The organism is Pantoea sp. X-Soil-TKNS-1211 (assembly GCF_059730495.1).
The window spans coordinates 105,947-125,367 of the sequence record NZ_AP035953.1 but is presented as its reverse complement, the minus strand read 5'-3'; the positions used below and the strand labels follow the sequence as shown (position 1 = coordinate 125,367).

The following is a 19,421-nucleotide window of genomic DNA, read 5'->3' as shown; positions in this document are numbered from 1 at the left end:
GAGGATCACCACACGCTGACTAAAATCGGCGTTGGGTTGTAACCGTTGCAGGGGTTGTTGAGCTGCGGGCAGTTAGAGATCAGCACCAGGATATTCATCTGCGCCACCAGCTCAACATATTTACCCGGAGCAGAGATGCCATCAGCAAAGGTCAGCCCACCCTCGTGCGTTACCGGCACGTTCATGAAAAAGTTGATGTTGTGGGTGATATCGCGGCGCGTCAGGCCGTATTCCGGGTGCTCCGCTACCGCCAGCATCCAACTGTCACGGCAGGCGTGCATATGACGCTTTTCAAGGTCATAGCGCACCGTGTTGCTCTCGGTAGCGCAGGCACCGCCAAGGGTGTCATGACGGCCACAGGTATCGGCGACGATGGTCAACATCGGGCGATCATCATTGGAACGCAGCACGCTGCCCGCGGTAAGGAACACGTTGTGCTGGCCGCGCAACGTGTCGCTCATGCTGTAGCGCTCGGCGGTATCGTCAGCATTGAAGAACAGCGTATCCGCTGCCTGATTGCCTTCCAGATCGGTGATGCGCAACGTCTGGCCCTGCTCGATGCGGTGCAACCAGTAATCCCCGGCACCAATCTGCTGTTGAAAATGCGCCTCAGCCAGATTGAGTAAACTTTCTTTGATCATCACCACTCTCCCTGCAATTGATAAAGGGCGTTATTGCGCAGACCGCGCTGGTTTTCCTCGCGTTGCAGGCAAATCTCCGGCAACGGCGCACGTTGTGCATCGATCTGCAATCCCAACGGCTGGCGCGGATAATCACCGGCTGGCGTCAGCGGGTGCGGGCAGGTATGCAGCAGCACCAGCGTATCCATCGCAAACCGCAGCCGGACCTCAGCACCCGCCGCGCCCTGCTGCTCGCGTTGCAGCGTGCCGTTGTCATCGGCGCGTACCTGAGCGAAAAAGTTAATGCAGGCCGCCATATCCCGCTTGCCGAGACCGTATTTCGCCAGCTCGACGAGGAAACTGTCGTAGCCGTTCTGATGGCGCTTGTTACGTGCCTGCTGATAATCGCGGGTTCCAAATAACGCGGCAGTTTGCTGCGCATTCAGCGTGCCGCACACGCTCTCGTGCCAGCCGAAGCTATCGGCTTCGATGCCGCAAAAAATGCGCCCCATGTCGGAATAGAGACAGTGCCCGGCGGTCAGGCGAAAGGTGTGCTGGCACTTGAGGGTGTCCGGTGCGTTATAGCGCTCCAGCAGGTTTTCCGGGTTGTAGAACAACATGCCAACATTTGCGCCCCCTTCCACATCGGTGAGGGTCAATGCGCTACCGCTGCGCATCACAAACGACCAGTGGCTACCGGCCGGTAATTGGGTTTGATATGAGGTCGTCATCATTCTCTCCTTCAGGCAACCTGCGATTCCGGCAGCGCTGCATCAGCAGGTCGCTGCCGATCGAGCGGCAGGTCGTAAGTAATGGTTGCGCCCCAGGCTTCCGGCGCGTGCGGATCGTGGCGCAGTTTGTCGAACACCAGCAGGCGCGAGGCGAGGCTGAAGCCCTCTTTGAGATCATGGGTGATCATAAAGATGGTCAGACCGTGCTGCTGCCACAGTTGGGTGATCAACTGATGCATCTCACTACGGATACCGGGATCGAGTGCACCAAAGGGTTCATCCAGCAGCAGGATACGTGGCTGCTTCATCAACGCCTGCGCCAGCGCCAGGCGCTGCTGCATACCGCCGGACAGCTGGTGTGGATATTTGCTTTGCGCATGTTCAAGACCGACCTGCGCCAGCATCGCTTGCGCACGCTGCTGAATCGCCTGGCGCTTCCGTCCCCAAACGCGGCCCAGCCAGCGTGCGGTGCTGAACTCTTCCGCCAGCATCACGTTGCCGAGCACCGTCAGATGCGGAAACACCGAGTAACGCTGAAACACCACGCCACGGTGGGCATCAGGTTCATCGGGGATGGGTTCCCCATCCAACAGCAATTGCCCCCTGGTCGGTGCTTCAGTGCCGAGCAGCATGTTGAGGAAGGTGGTTTTGCCGCAGCCGGACGCGCCGACAATCGCGACAAACTCCCCCTGTTCCACGCTGATGTTCAGACGTTCCAGCACCACCTGCTGGCCGTAGTGCTTCTCAAGATTTTTCAGTTGCAGTAAGGGCATGCTGCACTCCTTATTTGGCGTAGTACCACGGCCAGCAGCGACGGCTAATCAGCCGCAGCAGCAGGTCGAGGGCAAAGGCCAGCAGGGTGATCCAGGCGACGTATGGCAAAATCACGTCCATCGCCAGATAGCGACGCATCAGGAAGATGCGATAACCGAGTCCTTCGGTGGCAACGATGGCTTCTGCGGCGATCAGGAACAGCCACGCCGAGCTGAGTGACAGGCGTACCGCATCAAACAGGCGCGGCATCAGCTGTGGCAGAATCACCCGCCACAAAATCTGCGCGCTGTGGCCGCCCAGCGTCTGCGCTTTCACCAGTTGTTCACGCGGGATTTTCTCCACCTGGAGTTGTAAATCGCGTGCAATCAGCGGGGTGATGCCGATAACAATCAGCACTACTTTCGACACTTCCCCCAGACCAAAGCAGATAAACAGAATCGGCAGAATCGCCAACGGTGGCACCAGCGCGAACAACGTCACCAGCGGAGCCAGCACCGCGCGCACCACCGGCAGCGCGCCGGTAAACAGACCAAGCGCCAGCGCCAGCATGGCGCTGATCAGCACGCCGCTCAGCAGACGTATCAGACTGGCGGCGGTATCGGTCCACAGCAGATATTCGCCGGTACGCGGACTGGGCTGAAATGCCATGCGGTTGATGGCGTCGCCCATCGCGTTAAAACCCGGCAGCAGCTTATCCGCCGCATTCAGGCTTAAACGCGCATCCGACGCGAACAGATAGACCAGCAGCACCGCCAGTAACGGCAGCACACCGAGCAACAGGCGGCCCATCGGCAGCGGTTGGTAGTTAATCAGTTTACGCATCGGATTTGCCCCCGCTTACAGCTGGCCTGCGGCCGCCAGTTTGGTGTACGCATCGGTAAAACGCAGTTTGATATTGCCCGCGTTACCCCAATTACCGGCTGGTGTCTCCACGCCAACCACATCCGCGCTTGGCGCAGCCTCTCCCAACAAACCGTGTTTGAAGGAGAACTCAGCGACCAACTGCATGGTGGCTTTCAGTTGCGGGCTATCGACGAAATCGAGGGTGGTTTTGGCATCGCTGAACAGGTGGGTCGCCGCCAGCTGCTGGTCGAATCCGGCCAGATCGGTGCCAGAGGCCTGCGCCATTTGTGTGCGCGCAGCAACGGCGGTGGCACCCGGGCCAGACATGGTTTTCAGGGTTTCATACCAGGCACCGGTCAGCGCTTTGCCCAACTGTGGGTATTTCTTCAGGGTGTTGGTGTTGACCACCAGCAGGTCGAGGATTTCGCCCGGAATCTGCGCCGAGGAGAAGACCAGATGGCTGTTCGGCACTTTTTCGGCCTCCGCCAGCAGCGGGTTCCAGGTGACAATCGAACCCACGTCCGGTGTGCCAAACGCTGCCACCAGATCGGCATCGGCGGTGTTGACCACCTTGACGTCTTTCTCGCTCATACCGGATTTTTCCAGAGCACGTGCCAGCAGGTAATGCGACACCGACAGCTGCACCAGGTTGATCGGTTTCCCTTTCAACGCCGCCACGCTATCCGCACCTTTCAGCAGGATACCGTCGTTACCGTTGGAGTAGTCGCCGACGATCAACGCAGTACTGTCAACGCCACCGGTAGCCGGAATGGTCAGCGCATCCATGTTAGTCATGGTGCAGCCATCAAAGCCGCCTGCGGTGTATTGGTTGACCGACTCGATGTAGTCGTTGACCTGCACAAACTGGATGTCGATGCCGTATTTATCGGCCCATTTTTTCACGATGCCGTTTTGTTGGGCGTAATCCCACGGCATCCAGCCTGCATAGATGGACCAGCAAATCTTAAAGGAGGGTTTCGCGGCAGCCAGCGTGTTAACGCTGAACAGCGCGATGGTGCAAAGCAACAGCAAACGAAGGCAGGCTTTGATCATGGTGGTTCCTCTGACGTTAGCGGACGAATAAAGCAGGAGGCGGCGAGTAACGATCTCGCTTTCCTCCCGGGCTTTTATCCCGCCGTGTAACCGTCAGAGGACGGTCGGTCACTCTCGGACCAGCATCTCGCGATCGGAACCCTAGTGACCCATTGCAAATTGTCTGGCGACATCGGTTACCCGCTATCGCTCCTGCATCTGGCTATAGTGAGGCAAAAAAAGTGCCAATATTTTATGCGATTGAAATATATACATTATTGATAAATAACTACGCCTGAACAGCGTGAAGATGCACAGCGATGCAGCAGGCTCGCACCAGGATGTTGCAGGCGTTGGCGTATCGACGGCCAGCCATGCAAAATCCCGCGCAATAAATTGCGCCGCTACGGTTCTGTGCACATATTTGTAGCAGCACGATTTATCGCGCAGTTTTTAGCTTACCCCGCCCGTTGTGCGCACCAGGCCATTGTTCTATCCTTTAGGACCTTTCCCATCGAATTGAAATCTGCCATTAGGTGACTTACAGGAGTTAAATATGGCGTCAGGAATTTCCCGCATCTGGATGCGTAGTGGCATGCTGATCATCACGCTGCTTGCCGTGCTGCAACTTACCGCCTGTGGCGACAAAGAGGGCGATCAGCGTAAAGCCTTTACTGATTTTCTTCAGAACACGGTGATGCGTAGCGGCGAGCATTTGCCCAGCCTGAGCGAAAACCAGAAGCAAACTTTCGGCAACTACGCGAGTGATTACGCCATTCTGTATGGCTTCTCCCAGCAGGTGAACCAGGCGGTTGAGCAGGGTATGCGCCCGGTAGTCGACGAGCTGGCAGCGATTCGCACCCCGCAGGATTACCTGACGCGTCGGGATACGCTGCGCCAGGCCAGTGGCAATCTGAGTGTGCTAACGCAGCAAATTCAGAGCGCCAAAATGCAGGCTGACAGCAGCCATGCCGCGCTGAAACAGCCGGATGACCTGAAAAAAGTCTATGACAGCGTCTTTGCCAAAGTGGTCACCCAGCCGTCCAGCACCCTGATTCCGTTACTGCCACAGTTGCAGGCGTTGAGTCAGGCCGCCGTCCAGACCGGTGATTATCTGCAATCGCAGGGAACGCGCGTAACCTTCAATGATGGCGGCGTGCAATTCCCCACTCAAGATCAGGCCACGCAGTACAACACGTTGATGAGCACCCTCTCCGGCAATGCCCAGGCATTGACCCAGGCGCAGAATACCGTTCAGAGCGGTTTTTAGTAATTTCTCAGGCGGGTAATCATGGCTTACCCGCTTTTCAGACTTTTGTCACTTCCTTACATCCTGCTTTTCTGATCCGCCCAGCCCAGGCATAGTGTGATCTGGCGCATTTTCGACCAAAGATTGTTTGTGATCTTCATCACATTTATGAAACAAACCACACCAGTAAAAAAGTGATTGTCATCACATTTACGCCTCTGATTTGTCTAAATATTCAGCACCGTACTTTTCTTACACTGGTTTTTTGTGATCTACATCACTCAATACCACCCTGACCACCCCAATTTAGCGTGATATACATCACACTTTTTTCGCCCGCTACGCAGTGTCATAAACTAGTGCTAGAGTCCGCCTGCATACAGTAATGCCACGGCCCCCGCCGTAACGTCTTAACAAAAACAAACGCGCTCTCTTATTGCAGCGCGTCTCAATAAGGGGTGGGTTTATGTCCTCATCAGTGAAGGTCAAAGTTCAGAGCTTTGGTCGCTTTCTGAGTAATATGGTGATGCCTAACATCGGTGCGTTTATCGCCTGGGGTATCATCACTGCACTGTTCATTCCAACCGGATGGATTCCTAACGCGACGCTGGCGAAACTCGTTGGCCCGATGATTACCTACCTGTTGCCGTTGTTGATCGGTTTCACCGGTGGTCGTCTGGTGGGCGGCGATCGTGGTGGCGTGGTCGGCGCCATCACCACCATGGGTGTGATTGTCGGTGCGGATATGCCGATGTTCCTCGGCTCCATGATTGCCGGTCCACTGGGCGGCTGGGCGATCAAACATTTTGACCGCGCCGTTGATGGCAAGATCAAAAGCGGCTTCGAGATGCTGGTTAACAACTTCTCAGCCGGTATCATCGGTATGCTGCTGGCGCTGCTGGCGTTTATCGGTATCGGTCCGTTGGTGGAAGGTCTGTCCCATATTCTCGCCGCAGGTGTGAACCTGATGGTGCAGAACAACCTGCTGCCGCTGACCTCGATCTTTGTTGAACCGGCGAAAATCCTGTTCCTCAACAACGCCATCAACCACGGTATCTTCTCTCCGCTGGGTATCCAGCAGGCGAGCGAAGTGGGTAAATCGATCTTCTTCCTGATCGAAGCTAACCCAGGCCCGGGTATGGGCGTGCTGGTGGCGTATATGATTTTTGGTCGCGGTAGCGCCAAACAATCTGCCGGTGGTGCCGCCATCATCCACTTCCTTGGTGGTATCCACGAAATTTACTTCCCGTACGTGTTGATGGCACCGCGTCTGCTGCTGGCGGTTATCCTCGGTGGTATGACTGGTGTGTTCACCCTGACCGTACTGCACGGCGGCCTGGTTTCTCCGGCTTCTCCGGGTTCCATCCTGGCGGTGCTGGCGATGACGCCAAAAGGCGCTTACTTTGCGAACGTGACCGCGATCATCGCTGCGTTTGCTGTCTCCTTTGTCATCTCTTCTATCTTGCTGAAAACCAGCAAAGTGAAAGATGAGGACGACATTGAAGCGGCCACCAAACGTATGCAGGACATGAAAGCACAGTCCAAAGGCCAGGGCGTAGCGGGTGCGCCGGTTGCCGGTGATGCGATGAGCGTTGACCTGAATCACGTGCGTAAAATCATCGTGGCCTGTGACGCCGGTATGGGTTCCAGTGCGATGGGTGCGGGCGTGCTGCGTAAGAAAGTTCAGGATGCCGGTCTGAGTAATATTTCGGTGACCAACAGCGCCATCAACGCCCTGCCGGGTGATGTGGACCTGGTGATTACCCATCGCGACCTGACTGAACGCGCGATGCGTCAGGCACCGCAGGCCCAGCATATTTCGCTGAACAACTTCCTCGACAGCGCCTTGTACACCAACCTGACCGAGCGTCTGGTGGCGGCGAACCGCAGCGAAGCTCACCGCGAAACCGTGCAGACCACGCTGGCTGACAGCTTCGACGCCGGTAACGCCCATCTGTTCAAACTGGGTGCTGACAACGTGTTCCTCGGTCTGAGCGCCGGCAACAAAGAGCAGGCGATTCGCTTTGCTGGTGAACAACTGGTAAAAGGCGGCTACGTACAGCCGGAATACGTGGATGCGATGCTGGAGCGTGAAAAGCTGACCCCTACTTACCTCGGTGAGTCGATTGCCGTACCGCACGGCACGGTGGAAGCGAAGGATCGCGTGTTGAAAACTGGCGTGGTGTTCTGCCAGTATCCAGCGGGTGTGCAGTTCGGTGAAGAGTCTGACGAAGTGGCTCGCCTGGTGATCGGTATCGCTGCGCGCAATAACGAACACATCCAGGTCATCACCAGCCTGACTAACGCACTGGACGACGAGAGCGTGATTGAGAAGCTGGCGAATACCACCAACGTGCAAGACGTGCTGGATTTGCTGTCTGGTAGCAAAACTACCGCCTGAACAAATCGTTAAATTCCCTGGGGCGGGTATGCCCGTCCCCACTTTCCGGGGCGGACATGCCCGCCCCATCGTCATTTGATATGGGTCAAATTATGAAAGCGTTACATTTTGGAGCAGGTAACATCGGCCGTGGTTTTATCGGTAAGCTGCTGGCAGATGCCGGGATCGAGCTGGTATTTGCGGATGTGAATCAGGTGGTTCTTGATGCCCTTAACGCCCGTCATGAGTATCCGGTTCATGTGGTTGGCGAGCAGGCGAAAGTTGAGATTGTCAAAGGCGTCAGCGCCGTGAACAGCACCAGCGATGACATCGTGGCGCTGATTGCTGAGGTTGATATCGTTACCACGGCGGTTGGTCCACAGATTCTGGAGCGCATCGCCGGTGGCGTCGCCAAGGGTCTGGCCTACCGCCGCGATAACGGTAATGTCCGTCCGCTGAATATCATTGCCTGTGAGAATATGGTGCGCGGCACCAGCCAGTTGAAACAGCACGTGCTGAACGCGCTGCCACAGCAATACCACGCCTGGGTTGAGGAGCACGTTGGCTTTGTCGATTCTGCTGTCGACCGCATCGTGCCGCCGTCTGAAGCGGGCAGCAACGATCCACTGGAAGTGACGGTGGAAACCTTTAGCGAGTGGATCGTCGATAAAACCCAGTTCAAAGGCGAGTTGCCAAACATCCCCGGTATGGAACTGACCGATAACCTGATGGCGTTTGTCGAGCGTAAGCTGTTTACCCTTAATACCGGCCACGCCATCACTGCCTATCTCGGCCAGTTGGCCGGTCACGCCACCATCCGCGACGCCATTCTGGATCAGAAAATCCGTGCTGTAGTGCAGGGGGCGATGGAAGAAAGCGGCGCAGTGCTGATCAAGCGCTATGGTTTCGAGGCAGATAAACACGCCGCCTATATTCAGAAAATCCTCAGTCGTTTTGAAAACCCCTATCTGAAAGATGACGTGGAGCGTGTGGGTCGTCAGCCGCTGCGTAAACTGAGCGCGGGCGATCGCTTAATCAAACCAACGCTGGGTACGCTGGAGTATCAACTGCCGCACGCCAACCTGGTGCAGGGCATTGCCGCCGCGATGCATTATCGCAGCGCACAGGACCCGCAAGCACAGGAGCTGGAAGCCCTGCTGGCGGAAAAAGGCCCACAGGCAACGCTGGCGCAGATCTCCGGGCTGGATGCCAACAGCGAAGTGGTCACCTCAGTGGTGAGCGCTTACAACGCTATGGCATAATGCGCGCCACTTAGACTCATCACGCCAGACGGCGGTAGCTGAACGATGCAGGCAATAATGGAAGAGAAGCAAGCTTTTGAAAACCGGGTGCTTGAGCGCCTGAACGCCGGTCGTTCGGTGAGAAGCTTCCTGATCGCCGCCGTTGAGCTGTTGACCGAAGCGGTTAACCTGCTGGTTTTGCAGGTTTTCCGCAAGGATGATTACGCCGTCAAGTACGCCGTAGAGCCGTTGCTGCTGGGCAACGGCCCGCTCGGTGAGATGTCGGTACGACTGAAGCTGATCTACGGTCTTGGCGTGATCAATCGCCACGAATATGAAGATTGTGAGCTGCTGTTGGCGCTGCGCGAAGAGTTGAACCACGATACCAACGAGTATCGTTTTACCGACGACGAGATCCTCGGCCCTTTTGGTGAGTTGCACTGTGTAGCGGCCTGGCCGCCAAAACCCGACTTTACCCGTGATGACGACGAGCTGCGTGCCATGCAGCAGCAGCGTTATTTGCAGATGGTACGTTCGACAATGGTGCTGTCACTCACTGAACTGATTTCCCGGATTTCCCATAAGCAGGCGTTTAAAAAGCCTGCGGTTTGAGGTAAAAACTGCGCGATAAATCGCGCCGCTACAGCGCGAAAATCCGTAGCGGCGCGATTTATCGCGCAACAGCCGTATCGTTATGGTGTATCCTTTCCCTGTTTTCCTTAACGAGTTTTCCCGATGAAAGAACAAGAAAAAGCTGAGATCAAACGCCTGAGCGATCAGCTGGATGCCCTGAACCGTAAAGAGCCACAGTTGCTGGAAGCCGGTGATGCCGAAAAACTCGGTGAGCTGCTGAAAGAGAAAGAAGTGCTGGTGGTTGAAATCGAACGCCTGCGTGGCGTGCGTGACGAGAAGCTGAGCAAAGAAGCACAGCAGCTCCAGAAGCTGCCGTTCAGCCGTGAGATCACCAAAAAAGAGCAGGCCAATATGGGTGCGCTGAAGAAAAGCGTGCGCGGCCTGGTGGTGGTACACCCGATGACCGCGCTGGGGCGTGAAATGGGTCTGCAGGTGATGACCGGCTACGCGAAGCAGCCGTTCTGATTGCTTACGCGGCGTGCGACACGTCGCGTACCCCTGCCACGCCTGCTGCCTGCAACACCTGCTGCGTCAGGTTATCCAGCAATTCATAACGACGGCGATATTCCGCGCGCTTTTTGCTGGCAATCTCGTCCAGCGATTTACGCGCCATCTGCAACGGTAAGTTAAATACGCCATCTGCCCGCACTTCACCGCCTAATGACTGCCAGAATTCACTGTAGCTGGCAAAGAAGTGCTCGCCTTTGCTGTGCCGGTAGCGCAGGCTGCGGAATACATGGGTGGTATCCCCCACCGCGCTAATCGCCTGTACGCCACACTGCTGTGCCAGAATAAAGACGGCTTCCATCAACAGACGTTTCGGAAATAAACCGTGCGCGGCTTTGGTGGCATCACGAATCACATCATTGGAAATATGTTTTCGCGGCCCCTGTAATCCACCAATTAATAAGCTTCTTTGTTGGTTCTCATTAAAAATAGAGAATGACAATGATGCGATCAATTGCTCTTCATAACGCAGCTCCAGCGTAATTTCACCTTCACGGTCAAAGCGACCTGGACAACAGTGAATCACGAATGATTCATCATTCTTACCTTTAAAGCCGGCCAGTAAATTGTCGCCCGGACCTTGCAGCAACTGACGCAGGGTGGTGTTTTCCAGACCGGCCATCAGGTGGTAATGGTCAAGAATAGCCTGCGCGCGCTGCGCCACGCTAAAACCAGCGCACAGATAGGGACGATGCGGTTTGGCAGGCAGCAACCCTTGTACCGTCAGCATTTGCGGCAGCTGCGGTAGCGCAGCCAGCTGATTCAGGTAATGATGTGTCGTAACAGGGTAAACCAGCGATCTTAAAGCAAATTTAAACCGGAAATTCTTGCTGCACCACAATTTATTTGGCACAAACTTTCCAGTTATTAACTGAAAAAACAGCGATGCAGACGAATCATTATTCGTTGCCGAAGTTGTTAGCATAGACATAATTATTTTTTTGCTTTGCAGGAAAAACTGGCGCAACTATATGCCCCAAATTATCAACGACAGGTTAATAAGTTAGCGGCTTAGGGTTTAACGGGAGGGAATAAATGGCTTGTTTAGAATTGGTTTAAAAAAAACCGGCGGAACCTGTCCACCGGTTGGTTGCTGTCGTTCAGAAAGCCGACGGCTTACTTAGCAGATGCGAAACGCGCTGCTGCTTCGTCCCAGTTCACAACGTTCCAAAACGCTTTGATGTAATCAGGACGTTTGTTCTGATATTTCAGGTAGTAAGCGTGTTCCCACACATCCAGACCAATGATCGGGAAGCCAGAAGCGCCAGAGATCGCTTCGCCCATCAGCGGGCTGTCCTGGTTAGCAGTAGAAACCACCGCCAGTTTGTCGCCTTTTTTCACCAGCCACGCCCAGCCAGAGCCAAAACGGGTGGTAGCGGCTTTCTCAAACTCTTCCTGGAATTTTTCTACGCTGCCGAAATCTTTCTCAATCGCAGCTTTCAGTTCACCCTGCAAGGTGGTGCCGATTTTCAGACCTTTCCAGAACAGGCTGTGGTTCGCGTGACCACCGGCGTTATTACGCAGCGGGCCTTTTTTGTCTGCGGGCAGTTTGTCCAGTTTAGCGATCAGCTCTTCAACCGGAATACCGTCGAATTCAGTACCTTTCAGAGATTCCAGCGCCGCATTGGCGTTGTTCACGTAGGTCTGGTGGTGTTTAGAGTGATGGATTTCCATCGTCTGCTTGTCGAAATGCGGTTCCAGTGCGTCGTAGTCGTAAGGCAGGGATGGCAGTGAATAATTCATGTTCTTCCTCTCCATTAGTGTTTGAGCAGCACAACCTCGCTGGCGTGCCGCGTAAGCAGTTGGATCATTATAGTTAAATTCATGATCCGGAAAAGGGTTATCAATGCCTTAGTAATGATAAGGGTTTGATGAATTTAGCAAAAGGTGCGCACAGAAGGCGAGGTGGCTTGCAGCTACAGGTGAATTGTTAAGCAGATCTGGCACACCAGCCTTATGAGATCGCTGAGTCCACTTCAGTGGAAAGGTTTTTACATCAAAAAATCCATAATATTTCAGGATATATTCCAGGTTGAATGTGAAAAAAATCTCGTCATCCTGAAGAAGTCTCTTTTATGATTTTTGCGAATCATATCAGCCCTCATGAAAATAGAAGCCACAATTATCCTGATAAGTTCATAACAATATTAATTGCATAAAAAGTTAATCTATATCAATAAATCGACCATGATATTCGTTTCTGATCATTACCACCAAACAATAAAAACACGAGGTTGTATTTTATGATTAATTCTATCCATGGAAACTCCAATCCATACCAATTAACCATCACTGATATAACGAACAAAAGCGATAAACCACTATTAACAAATGATATAACTAAGGTAGGTAATGTTTCAACAGGAATGTCTTCCCGCACAGTATGCCGAACCGCCCGGATATTAGCCGGAATGTTTTTGCTGGGAACCATGGCGTTTGCTATTTCGTCCCGGTTAGCATCCAGCACCGCAGTCTCTGAGGCTGTACAACATCCTGAAAAGGATCTAATAAACCGTGCGGTATCTGACAACGCATCATTCAGAAACTCAGCATGGGATCAATTAGATAATATGACAACTATTGAAGTAAATGTCGTAACTAGTAAGGGTGAAATCTTCTCTGATAATTTAATCATTGAGCCTCATAGCATTTTCGCCGTTGCCACCAACTTCAGAGAATCCGTAAGAGCAATTTTATTTGATAATTATATGCAATTGAAAGCGGCCGCTGGCTCTGAAGGCATAAAAAGTTATTTTTTTCATTCACTAAACACAGCGATTTCGAAGGGAGAGAAAATCGCAACATCATTTAACAATCTGATTATAGAAAACGCCCGCTCCGGGGATTTTTCACCGCAAAATATAGATGGCATGAGGAAAATTGTTGATCGGTTAACGGATGAAATCCAGCATTTAAAAGGATATAAAAATGACATCGGCAAAAGAATGAAAAAAAAATCCGATTTTGGCCCGAACACAGCAAGAAAATGGCATAACTATTTTCAGTCTTCTTTTAAAAAAATTGATGAAATGATTAATTCCTTATTAGCATTTAAGCTATGAAATCAATCACCTAAAGGTGCGCAATGCACACATTGCGCACCTTTAACTTTACCGGCCCAGCTCGGTCAACGATTTATCCAGCGCACCGACCAGCCAGTCTATATCGCTCTCCTGGAACGCCAATGGCGGACGCAGTTTCAACACGTTACCGTAAGGACCGGCTACCGAAGTCAGCACGTGGTGGTCACGCAACTTCTCGATTAAATCCAACGCCAGCGCCTTGTCCGGGGTTTTGCTGCTGCGATCGGCGACCAGTTCAAAACCAATAAACAGGCCAGCACCGCGCACATCACCGATCGCTTCGTGGCGGTCCATCAGTTTTGCCAGCTCAGCCTGCAACCTGGCACCCACCACGCGGCTGTGTTCCTGCAAGCCCTCTTCCTTGATCACTTTCAGCACCGCCTGCGCCGCCGCCATCGCTACCGGGTTGCCGCCGAAAGTGTTGAAGTAAGGGATCTCGTCGCTGAACGCTGCCAGCACATCGCTTTTCGCCAGCAGGCCGGAGACCGGAATACCGTTACCCATCGGCTTACCGGTGGTGACGACATCCGGCACCACACCGTGACGGGCAAAGCCCCAAAAGGCATCACCGGTACGGGCAAAGCCCGGCTGTACTTCGTCAGCAATAAAGATACCGCCGTTGGCATGCACCACATCCACCGCTTTTTGCAGGAAGCCAGGCGGGTTCGGCAGTACGCCATCAGAGGAGAAAATCGAGTCGGCGAGGAAACCGGCGAACTTGATACCGTGCGCCTTCATGTCATCGATCTGCTTTTGGATTTCGTTGGCAAACCACTCGCCCAAATCCGGCGCATTGACGCGGTAATGATCCGGCGGCGGCACCAGACGCGTCGTCGGAGCCAACGGCTGGCCAGTGCCCAACGCCGGTGAAGCGCCAGACGTCAACTCGCTGGTGCCGTGATAGGCTTCCTGCGACACGATAATACCGGTGCCACCGCTAAAGGCGCGCGCTACGCGGATCGCCAGGTCATTGGCCTCCGAACCGGTACACATATACATCGCGCGGTCGATGGCATCCGGCGTGGTCGCCAGCAGTTCTTCGCTGTAATCCAGGATACGTTCGTGCAGATAACGGGTGTGGGTGTTCAGCATCTTCATCTGCTGATTCACCGCCTCAATCACCGCCGGGTGGCAATGGCCAATGCTCGCCACGTTGTTGTACACATCCAGATATTTGTTACCTGCGGCGTCCCACAGATACTGCCCTTCACCGCGCACCAGATGCACCGGCTTACGGTAGAACAGGCGATATGACTCGCCCAGCACTTTGCTGCGTTTATCCGTCAGTTTGCGCGTATCGGCGTCCAGACCGTCGGCGTGCTCAGCACGAAAACTGTTGGTATCCATGATGGTGGAACGTGTAGCCATGATAACTCCCGTTGCGAGGTGAAAGGGGTGCATGCGTAATAACCGTCTGCTGATATCATGCCGGTTTTTACGACAAATGCAACCAAATACACAAATACAACCAAATACACATGACGGAATGATGAAGCTCAGGTAATCTTAGGCCCACGCTGAACTCGCTACAGGGAAATGTCATGTTGCAGGAAACCCGTTTACATCGCATTCGCGCGTTGCTGACGACACATCATCAGGTCAGTACCGAACGCGTCATCAAAGAGCTGGGCATTTCGCGAGAAACGGCGCGGCGAGATATTATCGAGCTGGAAGCGCTGGGCGTGGCGCGGCGTGTCCACGGTGGCCTGGTGGCGGTTGATAGCCAACCAGAAGCGCCGCTCCGCGAACGTCGCAGCGCACAGGCAAAGGAGAAACGCGCCATTGCCGTCGCGGCGGCACAGCATCTGCAACCGGGACAGACGTTATTCCTCGATTCCGGCACCACCACCACCCTGCTGGCCGAGGAACTGCGCACCATGTCCGGGCTGACCATCATCACCAACAGCCTGCAAGCCGCGCTGGCGCTGAGTGCCGCTGAAGAACATGAGCAGTTGAATAATCAGGTGATTTTGCTGGGTGGCATGATGTCTGCCGGGGCGCAGCAGACGCGGGGTGAAATAACGGTGGGCGAGATTTATCGTTATCGGGCCGATGTGGCGCTACTGTCGCCGGTCGGGATTGAGGCCAAACAGGGTGCCACCAGCTTCCATCCGCATGAAGCGGCGATTGCGCGCGCCATGGTGCAGCAGGCCAGCCGCACCATCCTGCTGGCGGATCACAGCAAACTGGGCGTGGTAAGCCGTACCCAATATGCCGCGATTGCCGAGGTTGATCTGCTGATTTGCGATGCGGACCAGGCGAAACCCGGTGCGCTCAGCGCCTTACAACAGGCGCTGGCGCAGGTTCAGGTGATTTAGCGCAAGCGCTGGGGATGGGTATAAACGGTGGCGCGGCCCGGTTTGCTGAAACCGACCAGCGTCAGGTTGCTACGTTCCGCCACCTCCACCGCCAGCTGCGTTGCCGCCGACACCGCGAACAAAATCTCAACGCCGCACATCGCCGACTTCTGCACCATCTCATAACTGGCACGGCTGGAAACCAGCACCGCGCCCTGCTGCCAGTCCGCTTTGCTGCGATAACCCAGCAGCTTATCCAGTGCCACATGGCGCCCAACATCTTCGCAACCACCACGCAGTTCACCTTGCGGCGACATCCAGGCCGCGGCGTGGGTGCAACCGGTCAGTTCACCTACCGGCTGGAAGTCGCGCAGACGCGCCAGGCCCGCATCGAGATACTCCAGGGAAAAGGTTTGGGTAAAAGGCAGTGGTGTAATCGGTTTGCCTATCTGATCCAGTTGTTCCACACCACATACGCCACAGCCGGTACGACCAGCCATTGCCCGGCGTTGTTCTTTCAGCGCCATAAAGCGACGGCTGGAGAGTTCGATTTGTACTTCAATGCCGTTGCAGCCAGGCACCACATCGAGACCAAAAATCTCCTGCGGCGTATCAATAATGCCTTCCGATAGCGAGAAGCCAAGGGCAAATGCCTCCAGGTCATTGGGCGTCGCCATCATCACCACATGGGAAATGCCGTTGTAGACCAACGCCACCGGAACTTCCTGCGCCAGCCAGTCCGTTTCCGCGTGAGTAATATCACGCCGCTGCCACACCTGCGCCTGACGCGCACCTGAGATCTCACTCACATTAGCCTGATCTTTCTGTGTCACTTTGTTCGCCTCGCACAACAACCTTACAAAAGCAGTGGTAATATTTAGCCGCTATACTCGCTTTTTTAGTTGGGTCATTTTGAACCCTTAGCCAGTGCACCGCAAAAAAATAAACGTAAGTAATGTCGAACCAAGGATTAACTCCCATGAACGTCAGCAGAAGAAAATTCTTCAAAATCTGCGCGGGCGGTATGGCGGGGACCACGGCAGCCCTTCTCGGTTTTACCCCCGAGGTGGCGCTGGCGGAAACGCGACAGTACAAATTGTTGCGCGCCCGCGAAACCCGTAATACCTGCACCTACTGCTCCGTCGGCTGTGGTTTGTTGATGTACAGCCTCGGCGATGGCGCAAGAAACGCCAAAGAAACCATCTTCCACATTGAAGGCGATCCGGATCATCCGGTCAGCCGTGGGGCGCTGTGCCCGAAAGGCGCGGGCCTGCTGGATTTTGTCCACAGCGACAGTCGTCTACACTACCCGGAATATCGCGCGCCAGGCTCGGATCAATGGCAGCGCATCAGCTGGGACGATGCGTTTGACCGCATCGCGAAGTTGATGAAAGCGGACCGTGATGCCCACTTTGTGGCGCAAAATGCCGACGGTGTCACCGTCAACCGCTGGCTGACCACCGGTATGCTGTGCGCCTCTGCCTCCAGCAATGAAACTGGCTATCTCACCCAGAAAATGACCCGATCGCTCGGTATGCTGGCGGTCGACAACCAGGCACGCGTCTGACACGGACCAACGGTAGCAAGTCTTGCTCCAACATTTGGTCGCGGTGCGATGACCAATCACTGGGTCGACATCCGTAATGCCAACCTGATTGTGGTGATGGGCGGTAATGCGGCTGAAGCGCATCCGGTCGGTTTCCGCTGGGCGATGGAAGCCAAAATCTTCAACAAAGCCAAACTGATTGTCATCGATCCGCGTTTTACGCGTACCGCATCGGTGGCGGACTTCTATACGCCAATTCGCTCCGGTTCCGACATCGCTTTCCTGTCGGGCGTGCTGCGCTGGCTGATGGAAAACAACAAAATCCAGCATGAGTATGTGCAGGCGTACACCAACGCCAGCCTGATTGTGCGCGAAGATTTTCACTTCGAGGATGGCCTGTTCAGCGGCTATGACGCGGAAAATCGTAAATACGACAAAACCAGCTGGAACTACGAGCTGGGTGAGGACGGCTTCGCCAAACGCGACGACAGTCTGAGCCATCCGCGCTGCGTGTGGAACCTGCTGAAGCAGCATGTCAGTCGCTACACGCCAGAGATGGTCGAACGCATTTGCGGCACGCCAAAAGCGGATTTCCTGCACGTCTGCGAGCTGATCGGCGAAACCAGCGCGCGCGATCGCACTACCTCGTTCCTGTATGCCCTCGGCTGGACCCAACACTCCATCGGGGCACAGAACATCCGCACCATGGCGATGATTCAGCTGCTGCTCGGCAACATGGGGATGGCGGGGGGTGGCGTCAATGCGCTGCGTGGTCATTCCAATATTCAGGGGCTGACCGACCTTGGCCTGCTGTCACAAAGCCTGCCGGGCTATATGACGCTGCCCTCAGAAAAACAAACCGACCTGCAAACCTATCTCAACGCCAACACGCCAAAACCGGCGCTGCCCGGTCAGGTGAACTACTGGGGCAACTACCCGAAATTCTTCGTGAGCATGATGAAAGCCTTCTTTGGCGACAAAGCGCAGGCGGAGAATAGCTGGGGCTTTGACTGGCTGCCGAAGTGGGACAAAGGCTACGACGTGTTGCAGTACTTCGAGATGATGTCGCAGGGCAAGGTGAACGGTTACCTGTGCCAGGGCTTCAACCCGGTGGCGTCGTTCCCCAACAAACGCAAAATCATTGATTCACTGTCGAAGCTGAAGTTCCTCGTCACCATCGACCCACTCAACACCGAAACCTCGACCTTCTGGCAGCATCACGGCGAGTTCAACGATGTTGATCCGGCACAGATTCAGACTGAGGTATTCCGTCTACCCTCCACCTGTTTTGCCGAGGAGAACGGCTCGATCGTCAACTCCGGTCGCTGGTTGCAGTGGCACTGGAAAGGCCAGGATGGACCGGGTGAAGCGCGCAACGACGGCGAAATCCTCGCGGGTATCTACCTGCGGCTGCGCGAGATGTATGCGCGCGAAGGCGGTGCCGCACCGGAACCGGTGCTGAACATGACCTGGAACTACCTGACGCCAGAAAACCCGGCGTCGGAAGAGGTGGCGATGGAGAGCAACGGCAAGGCGCTGGCGGATATCATGGATGACAAAGGCAGCCTGCTGGTGAAAAAAGGCCAGCAGCTCAGTACCTTTGCACATCTCAAAGATGACGGCAGCACCAGCAGCGGCTGCTGGATCTTTGCCGGTAGCTGGACGCCGGAAGGCAACCAGATGGCACGACGCGATAACGCCGACCCATCCGGTCTTGGTAACACGCTGAACTGGAGCTGGGCGTGGCCGCTCAACCGTCGCATCCTCTATAACCGCGCCTCCGCCGACCCACAAGGCAACCCGTGGGATGCCAAACGTCAGTTGCTGAAATGGGATGGCAGCAAGTGGACCGGGATGGATATCCCGGACTACAGCGCCGCCGCACCGGGCAGCAACGTCGGGCCGTTTATCATGCAGCCCGATGGTATGGGCCGTCTGTTCGCCCTCGACAAAATGGCGGAAGGTCCGTTCCCGGAACATTACGAACCGTTTGAAACGCCGATTGGCACCAACCCGCTGCACCCCAACGTGGTGTCGAACCCGGCGGCACGCGTGTTTAAGGACGATCTGGCGGCAATGGGCCACGCCGCGCAGTTCCCGTACGTCGGTACCACTTACCGTCTCACCGAGCATTTCCACTTCTGGACCAAACACGCGCTGCTCAACGCCATCGCGCAGCCGGAACAGTTTGTCGAGATCGGCGAAGTGCTGGCGAATAAGCTGGGCATCGCGCAGGGCGATACGGTGAAAGTCAGCTCGAATCGCGGCTATATCAAAGCCAAAGCGGTGGTCACCAAACGCCTGCGTCCATTGCAGGTGGATGGCAAAACCGTCGATACCATCGGCATCCCGATTCACTGGGGTTATCAGGGTGTGGCGAAAAAAGGCTTTATCGCCAATACCCTGACGCCATTTGTTGGCGACGCCAATACGCAAACGCCGGAGTTTAAGGCGTTCCTGGTTAACGTCGAGAAGGTGTAAGGAG

General features: G+C 55.0%; 17 protein-coding genes and 1 riboswitch. Of the genes, 8 read left to right on the top strand and 9 right to left on the bottom strand.

The features are described 5' to 3' along the window. Nucleotides 1–5 precede the first annotated feature (5 nt). From AC6I8W_RS00585 to AC6I8W_RS00565, 5 genes are read right to left on the bottom strand one after another with little or no spacing between them, the layout of a single operon-like run. Nucleotides 6–641, bottom strand: coding sequence for an urea amidolyase associated protein UAAP2 (locus AC6I8W_RS00585; RefSeq protein WP_497836559.1), 636 nt, complete (start codon nucleotides 639–641; stop codon nucleotides 6–8). After that, nucleotides 641–1,351, bottom strand: coding sequence for an urea amidolyase associated protein UAAP1 (locus AC6I8W_RS00580; RefSeq protein ID WP_497838078.1), 711 nt, complete (start codon nucleotides 1,349–1,351; stop codon nucleotides 641–643). Before AC6I8W_RS00580 ends, AC6I8W_RS00585 begins: the two co-directional genes overlap by 1 nt. Nucleotides 1,352–1,362: 11 nt before the next feature. Further along, nucleotides 1,363–2,124: an ABC transporter ATP-binding protein gene (locus tag AC6I8W_RS00575; RefSeq protein WP_497836558.1), complete on the bottom strand. Its 762-nt coding sequence runs from the start codon at nucleotides 2,122–2,124 to the stop codon at nucleotides 1,363–1,365. Nucleotides 2,125–2,134: 10 nt separating this feature from the next. Further along, the gene (locus AC6I8W_RS00570) at nucleotides 2,135–2,947 is read right to left on the bottom strand and encodes an ABC transporter permease (RefSeq protein WP_497836557.1); all 813 of its coding nucleotides are present in this window, start codon (nucleotides 2,945–2,947) and stop codon (nucleotides 2,135–2,137) included. Nucleotides 2,948–2,962: 15 nt separating this feature from the next. Further along, entirely contained in the window at nucleotides 2,963–4,021 is a 1,059-nt protein-coding gene (locus AC6I8W_RS00565) for a putative urea ABC transporter substrate-binding protein (protein ID WP_497836556.1), read from the bottom strand. Nucleotides 4,022–4,082: 61 nt separating this feature from the next. Then, nucleotides 4,083–4,177: riboswitch (guanidine-I (ykkC/yxkD leader) on the bottom strand. Between the two features lie 379 nt (nucleotides 4,178–4,556). Between AC6I8W_RS00565 and AC6I8W_RS00560 the strand changes: the two genes are divergently transcribed. The 5 genes from AC6I8W_RS00560 (at nucleotide 4,557) to AC6I8W_RS00540 (ending at nucleotide 9,968) form a co-directional block, all read left to right on the top strand. Next, nucleotides 4,557–5,270 (top strand): DUF3053 domain-containing protein, encoded by a 714-nt coding sequence (locus AC6I8W_RS00560; protein ID WP_497836555.1) that lies wholly within the window; start codon nucleotides 4,557–4,559, stop codon nucleotides 5,268–5,270. 445 nt (nucleotides 5,271–5,715) lie between these two features. Continuing rightward, nucleotides 5,716–7,650 carry a PTS mannitol transporter subunit IICBA gene (locus AC6I8W_RS00555; RefSeq protein WP_497836554.1) on the top strand — a complete coding sequence of 645 codons (1,935 nt, stop codon included), beginning with the start codon at nucleotides 5,716–5,718 and terminating at the stop codon, nucleotides 7,648–7,650. A 92-nt stretch (nucleotides 7,651–7,742) separates the two neighbouring features. Continuing rightward, nucleotides 7,743–8,891, top strand: coding sequence for a mannitol-1-phosphate 5-dehydrogenase (mtlD, locus tag AC6I8W_RS00550; RefSeq protein WP_497836553.1), 1,149 nt, complete (start codon nucleotides 7,743–7,745; stop codon nucleotides 8,889–8,891). A gap of 45 nt (nucleotides 8,892–8,936) precedes the next feature. Next, complete coding sequence (gene mtlR / locus AC6I8W_RS00545; protein ID WP_480367028.1) at nucleotides 8,937–9,482, top strand: mannitol operon repressor MtlR; 546 nt, start codon at nucleotides 8,937–8,939, stop codon at nucleotides 9,480–9,482. Nucleotides 9,483–9,605: 123 nt separating this feature from the next. Beyond that, complete coding sequence (locus AC6I8W_RS00540) at nucleotides 9,606–9,968, top strand: YibL family ribosome-associated protein (RefSeq protein ID WP_497836552.1); 363 nt, start codon at nucleotides 9,606–9,608, stop codon at nucleotides 9,966–9,968. Between the two features lie 4 nt (nucleotides 9,969–9,972). Here AC6I8W_RS00540 and AC6I8W_RS00535 read toward each other — a convergent pair whose 3' ends face one another. Continuing rightward, nucleotides 9,973–10,941, bottom strand: a complete 969-nt coding sequence (locus AC6I8W_RS00535) for a VirK/YbjX family protein (protein ID WP_497836551.1) — start codon at nucleotides 10,939–10,941, stop codon at nucleotides 9,973–9,975. Between the two features lie 185 nt (nucleotides 10,942–11,126). Then, nucleotides 11,127–11,753 carry a superoxide dismutase [Mn] gene (sodA, locus tag AC6I8W_RS00530; RefSeq protein WP_497836550.1) on the bottom strand — a complete coding sequence of 209 codons (627 nt, stop codon included), beginning with the start codon at nucleotides 11,751–11,753 and terminating at the stop codon, nucleotides 11,127–11,129. Between the two features lie 500 nt (nucleotides 11,754–12,253). On the opposite strand from sodA, the gene AC6I8W_RS00525 reads away from it, so the two are divergent. Beyond that, complete coding sequence (locus tag AC6I8W_RS00525) at nucleotides 12,254–13,072, top strand: hypothetical protein (RefSeq protein WP_497836549.1); 819 nt, start codon at nucleotides 12,254–12,256, stop codon at nucleotides 13,070–13,072. A gap of 48 nt (nucleotides 13,073–13,120) precedes the next feature. On the opposite strand, the gene AC6I8W_RS00520 is transcribed toward AC6I8W_RS00525, so the two are convergent. Beyond that, entirely contained in the window at nucleotides 13,121–14,461 is a 1,341-nt protein-coding gene (locus AC6I8W_RS00520; RefSeq protein ID WP_497836548.1) for an aspartate aminotransferase family protein, read from the bottom strand. A 173-nt stretch (nucleotides 14,462–14,634) separates the two neighbouring features. On the opposite strand from AC6I8W_RS00520, the gene AC6I8W_RS00515 reads away from it, so the two are divergent. After that, nucleotides 14,635–15,411 carry a DeoR/GlpR family DNA-binding transcription regulator gene (locus AC6I8W_RS00515; RefSeq protein ID WP_497836547.1) on the top strand — a complete coding sequence of 259 codons (777 nt, stop codon included), beginning with the start codon at nucleotides 14,635–14,637 and terminating at the stop codon, nucleotides 15,409–15,411. Here AC6I8W_RS00515 and fdhD read toward each other — a convergent pair. After that, nucleotides 15,408–16,241 (bottom strand): formate dehydrogenase accessory sulfurtransferase FdhD, encoded by an 834-nt coding sequence (gene fdhD / locus AC6I8W_RS00510; RefSeq protein WP_497836546.1) that lies wholly within the window; start codon nucleotides 16,239–16,241, stop codon nucleotides 15,408–15,410. The genes AC6I8W_RS00515 and fdhD overlap by 4 nt on opposite strands. 128 nt (nucleotides 16,242–16,369) lie before the next feature. Between fdhD and fdnG the strand changes: the two genes are divergently transcribed. Further along, nucleotides 16,370–19,417: a formate dehydrogenase-N subunit alpha gene (gene fdnG / locus AC6I8W_RS00505; RefSeq protein ID WP_497836545.1), complete on the top strand. Its 3,048-nt coding sequence runs from the start codon at nucleotides 16,370–16,372 to the stop codon at nucleotides 19,415–19,417. Nucleotides 19,418–19,421 lie beyond the last annotated feature (4 nt).